The organism is Acetobacter sp. AN02 (assembly GCF_029759835.1).
Lineage (GTDB): Bacteria > Pseudomonadota > Alphaproteobacteria > Acetobacterales > Acetobacteraceae > Acetobacter.
This window is the reverse complement of the sequence record NZ_JAJJND010000122.1, coordinates 1-5,375: the sequence shown is the minus strand read 5'-3', so window position 1 is coordinate 5,375 and position 5,375 is coordinate 1. Positions and strand designations below refer to the sequence as shown.

General features: G+C 49.2%; 4 protein-coding genes and 3 pseudogenes. All 7 read left to right on the top strand.

Annotation, left to right across the window (positions count from 1 at the left end; translation table 11 throughout):
- Nucleotides 1-76 precede the first annotated feature (76 nt).
- Nucleotides 77-364, top strand: a pseudogene (locus LOC54_RS11120) (IS5/IS1182 family transposase); the annotation flags it as partial.
- Nucleotides 365-559: 195 nt separating this feature from the next.
- Complete coding sequence (locus LOC54_RS11115) at nucleotides 560-2,560, top strand: hypothetical protein (RefSeq protein ID WP_279313869.1); 2,001 nt, start codon at nucleotides 560-562, stop codon at nucleotides 2,558-2,560.
- Nucleotides 2,561-2,616: 56 nt separating this feature from the next.
- Nucleotides 2,617-2,991, top strand: coding sequence for a hypothetical protein (locus tag LOC54_RS11110; protein WP_279313868.1), 375 nt, complete (start codon nucleotides 2,617-2,619; stop codon nucleotides 2,989-2,991).
- A gap of 173 nt (nucleotides 2,992-3,164) precedes the next feature.
- Nucleotides 3,165-3,260 (top strand): annotated as a pseudogene (locus LOC54_RS12390) (IS5/IS1182 family transposase); the annotation flags it as partial.
- Nucleotides 3,241-3,438: pseudogene (locus tag LOC54_RS11105) on the top strand (IS5/IS1182 family transposase); the annotation flags it as partial. The pseudogenes LOC54_RS12390 and LOC54_RS11105, both read left to right, overlap by 20 nt.
- 84 nt (nucleotides 3,439-3,522) lie before the next feature.
- Nucleotides 3,523-4,407 carry a decaprenyl-phosphate phosphoribosyltransferase gene (locus tag LOC54_RS11100; protein WP_279313867.1) on the top strand — a complete coding sequence of 295 codons (885 nt, stop codon included), beginning with the start codon at nucleotides 3,523-3,525 and terminating at the stop codon, nucleotides 4,405-4,407.
- Entirely contained in the window at nucleotides 4,400-5,065 is a 666-nt protein-coding gene (locus LOC54_RS11095) for an HAD-IB family hydrolase (RefSeq protein ID WP_279313866.1), read from the top strand. The genes LOC54_RS11100 and LOC54_RS11095 overlap by 8 nt, the downstream gene beginning before the upstream one ends.
- The last annotated feature ends 310 nt before the right edge of the window (nucleotides 5,066-5,375 follow it).

The following is a 5,375-nucleotide window of genomic DNA, read 5'->3' as shown; positions in this document are numbered from 1 at the left end:
TTGTCATCCCATCAACCCCAAGCCATAAAAAACGGGAACTCTCCTTTTGAGTGGATACAAAAAAGGGGGCACGTCACGCTCCAAAGCCAACGAAGACTTCATGGAAAAGCAGGGTTTTGTCTCAAAGGTTCACAGAAAAAAGCCGCATCTCAAGCTTATGCTCCAACATATCCAGAAATCGAATGCTGGAAAGTCGGTGATCCGATCCCGCGTCGAGCACGTCTTTGCCGATCAGAAATCGCAAATGGGTTTGTTCGTCCGAACTATCGGTATCACCCGGGCCACCATGAGGATCGGTCTGGCCAATATCGTCTACAATATGCGCCGCTTCCTCTTCCTGGAGCGGATCAGTACCGCAGCATAGCAATCCAGAGGGTAACACCCACCGATCCGCTCAAAACGCAGATCAAAAGCGACCAAAAAAACCGTCAATCAAAGCGCCAAAACCCAGAAATTACTCACCAAGAACATCAATCAACGGTTCTTCGATCCCTCCACGTCACTAACAAGGCCTTTTATGGATAACCTTCTCTACCCTTCCGGAAGCGTCAGCAGTCTCTTGGCTCTGACGATTTTCGTGTTTGCATTCCTAAATGGTTCTCCATGGGTGGTGCTATTTCCGCGCGAGAAATTTACCGGTCGTATTATGTTCGGACCGGCAATCGGAGTGGCTCTCATCGCCATGTTCTTTATCCCTTGGTCATGGTTTCTCGGCTTCGGTGTTATTCAGTCGTGGAGTGGACTGCTCGTAGCGACGTTTATCAATATGGCGATCTTCAAATGTATAACGAAGAGCTATGAAGACATAAAGGCGGACATCCGTGTTCTTTTTTCTGATTACACTCCCCATCTTTTTGTCATTGGCATGCTCAGTGTCATCGCCGGCAGCGTAGATCTGGTGAAGTTCCATAATCATGGAGAGACCTTCCGACTGGCCAGTCCCATTACAGACCATGTGAAGGTTAACATCATTCAGAGTTTTCGTGCTGAAGGCTTCCCTCTGAAAAACCCCTTCGCCAACGTAGGCGGAGAAGATCGGCATTTTCCCTATTATTTCTTGTGGTACATGCTCGCAGCCGTCACATCCTGCCTATACCATGGACTGTCCTCGGCATGGGAAGGCGACATGGCGATGACAATAGTTACCGCTTTTGTGTCCCTTCTGACTATTCTTGGACTGTCGGTCAGCCTGAGCCGTGATTCTGTCACGAAGCGTTCATCAGCGTGGTGGTGCCTGTTGCTGTCCATCAGCGCATCACTTCTCCCATTCATTTCACTGGTCATCACATGGCCGACAATCTGGCGAATCCTAAGCGCTGAGCATTCACTGGAAACGTGGCTGCAACAGGTCTCGTGGGTGCCGCAACACATGATGGCAGGACCACTCGTTATCCTGTCTCTGCTTCTTACGACAGGCCTCGGATTGGTCAGGACCAGATCGTCGTTCTGGACAACTATCATTCTGATAGCAATCCTTGTCTCTGCCGGTTTTGGAATGTCAGCGTGGGTTGGCGGGTTTGCGTTCCTTTTATCCGCCGTGCCTATCGCATTGTGGGAGATCGCCCGCTCGAAAGGGGAAACCAGACGTCGCGTGATTATAGGATGGTGCGCAATAGGAGTCTGTTCCGCCATTCTGGCGATCCCTTCTCTGCTATCGCAGATGGGGGCTGCCGTGCCGGGACAGCCTCCAATAGGTATTCGCCCATGGCATGTTCTCGCATTCGTCCCGACATCCAGTCTACTTAACCATATTGCTTACTGGGTGCTTTTCCTGCCTCTGGCGATGGGCGGGATTTACATCCCCTTTCTTCTGTCAGCCAAAGGTGCCATACGTCGCAGCCCGGACGTTGCAGTTCCTCTGGTCTGCATCAGTATCATGTCATTGTCCGTAAGCTGGCTGATGGAAAGCCGTATCGCAAACAATGATCTAGGATGGCGGGCTGCTATTCCGGCGATCCTCTCAATGATGGCGGTTGCCGCCGCTGGTCTGGCCGAGAACTTTTCCATATTGGCCCAGAAAAATGGATCTGGCTTGATGCCCAGAATGTCCGTGATCCCCTGTATCATGCTGATTACGGCCTCATTCCCATGGGGTATATACGAGATCAAACGCAATGTAATGGGAGACTCCCTCCTCGTGAAGATACGGGTAGAAAACGCCTACTGGCTAGCACTGCGACATACCGGATCGGCCACGGATCGTGTCTTGACATCCCCTTCACTGTATCGCGACGCCGAGTCATGGCCGGTAAATGTGGGGGGGGGGCTAATGACAGAGCGCAAGTCGTGCTATTTATCCTACGACTACATGCGGTCATTTTCGGCGCATTGGCCTTCCGGCTTTAGCGATGAAGTGCAGCGGCGCATCACTGACTTCTATAATGGAGATGTCGAAGCTTCTGACATGAGATTCCTACGTGACCGCCTAGGGTGCAGGGTGATTGGGATCACGTCTAACGAGAAGGTCTGGAAGAAAGCGAGTTCGAAGGATATCCCATTCTACCATCAAGCGAAAAATGGGCACGGATGGATCATCATGATTGCGAATGACCTGTCATAATTGTGATAATATCCCAAGGCTGATAAGGGATCGTTCCAATTCCTGAAAGGTGTCCGATGAAGCCATCTGTATTTGGTCTTGCTGTTTTCAGTGTAACGCTCACTGCGTTCGCTCAGATCGCTCTCCGCAAGACGATGCTGACGATTGGCATCATCCCATCTTCCATTGCCGCGGTTCCGGGTTTCCTCCTGTCATTGATTATGAACATGTGGTTCATCGGGGGCATGCTGTGCTACGTGGTGAGTATCGGTGCGTGGATGACCGTTTTGCGCACATCCGAAGTCAGTCTCGCCTATCCGCTCTCGTCTATCGGTTTCTTGATTACTGCACTGATTGGATATTTCTTCATGCATGAGCATGTGAACGCGACACGTCTGGCCGGCATCGCGATCATTGGCGCAGGTATCGTTATCATTTCGAGAAGTGCATAACATGTGACAGACCTGAAGTCTGCCACATGTTGCTTGGCCCGTTAATCTAGGCTCAGAAAATCCCCGCACAGCGCAAGAGCTTCCGAAAGGTGTCTTTGCCACGCTGGTAGGCTTTGTTGCGCAAATACCGGCCAAGGATTCCCTGTTTGAGTTCAGTCTGTTAGCTGGATATGATGAGCAAGCCGAACCCCACGCGCTACCAAACGACGAACTGGTCCTCCTACAACGCAGCACTGAAGAAGCGTGGATCTCGGACGGACTATCTGGAGACGGTAGAACGATTATCATCGACGAAGTCACGTCGAGGCAAAGATGTACTGCATCAAGCTGCTGGGGCAGCGTCTGACAGCGCGCGATTTCGACCGCCAGATCGCCAAATTTCACATCCGTGTTGCTATCCTTAACCAATGCACAGCACTCGGAATCCCTCTCACGCCGATAGACTGAATTGTGCAACAGAGCCCTTTCTGGCGACAAAAAGCTGAACCAGTTATATCAAAATATTCAGGCAGAACAGGATTTAGAGCTAGTATGCGTTTCAAAGACATAGTGGCTGAGTGCCGTCCGCATCAATATCTCAAGAATGGCTTCGTTATTATCGGTCCGCTGTTTTCCGAACATTGGTCCGCAGATCTTGCGATCAGGACGGCACTAGCCTTTACCGCGTTCTGTGCAATGTCCAGTGCCGTCTATTGCTTCAATGATATTCTGGATATTGCCGCAGATCGCCTGCACCCAACGAAATGTCGCCGACCTGTCGCCAGTGGCGCAATCCCCATTAATGTTGCGCGGGGATTAGCCGCAGGCCTCGCCTGCTCCGGCCTTGTTTTGGGAGCCCTGGTTAGCCAATGGGCGGTTCTGTTTGTTCTGTCCTACGCCATCGTCAATCTTTGCTATTCCTTCATGTGGAAGCACGTACCCGTCATAGATGTTTTCCTGATATCCACTGGTTTTATGCTGAGACTTCTAACCGGAACGCTCGGTCTTGGCATTGTTACATCAGACTGGATTTTGCTCTGTGGCCTTATGCTCACCCTGTTCCTCGGGTTTGCCAAGAGGTATGCAGAACTCAGATCACTCATAATAAGTAAAAAAAATGAAAAACTTTCAACAAGAAAAGTTCTTGTAAACTATACACCTGAAATGATCGAGCAGTTTATGACTATAAGCGCTGCGTGCACGATCATATCATATAGTCTTTACACAGTATCTCCAGAAACAGTATCAAAACATCATACAAATTACCTTATAATTACAGTTCCATTTGTAATATACGGCATTTTCAGATATTTATTCCTGCTTCATAAACGTAATGGCGGACAAGATACCGCGAAAGACGTTCTGTTCGATCGCCATATGCTTGTCACAGGAATAATCTGGTTCATCATCGCACTTCTGGTCCTGATCAATGCCTAATTCTGAGTTCATTACAGATACCGATGTGCCTCCTGGATCACTGGTTTTGTTCGATTTTGACGGAACACTAAGCTCTCGGGACAGCCTGCTCCCCTTTCTGCATTATGCACTCGGAACAATTGGTCTGGTTAAGACTCTTTTAAAAGCGTCCCCTTGGCTCGTCGGATACGCCCTGCGTCTGATCCCAAACGATGTCGCCAAAACACGGCTACTGAGCGCAGCCTTTCTAGGAGAAAATATCTCCGTATTGAGGGAAAAAGGGCAAACTTTTGCCAAAACCATTCTCCCTAGTATGCTCCAGCCGTATATGATGGCGCGTCTGGCCGGATACCAGAATGCTGGATGTTGCTGTGTTCTCGTCAGCGCATCTCTGGATTTGTATCTTCAGCCTTGGGCAAAATCTGTGGGTATGACCGCAGTGCTTTGTTCGTCCCTGCGCTGTGATTTGGCCGGGAGGATCGCAGACGGATTCAAGGACAAGAACTGTCATGGAGAGGAGAAAGTTCGCCGGATTCAGGCTTTTCTTAAGGAACAAGCTTCAGGCCCCCCGCCTGTCATTCTGGCTTATGGAGATACACGGGGAGATATTCCTATGATGGAACTGGCCAACCAAGCATGGTGGGTCAGATCTCCTTCTGTTTATAAATTTATCAAATAACAAGAGGAATTCGATGGGTTAAAAGCCTCTTGGTATTGAGGCCTATACTGTGATTCTATTTTTCGGTTCTGATTGGAAAAACACGATCCTTATTCATAGGAAATTTTATCAATGAATATGTGTTTCTGACGTAATTGGTAGATGGAGTGTTTTGACATCCATATTATTGGATCCAGTTTAACCGACCTTCTGTCCACACGCAAATTTCTCAGAGTAATACCAACCGTTGATTGCTAGGGCCTGTTAGATCTTGAAATACTTCCCATATTGTATGGATGGAAGAAGGAGACGGAACAGGCACTTTTACGGA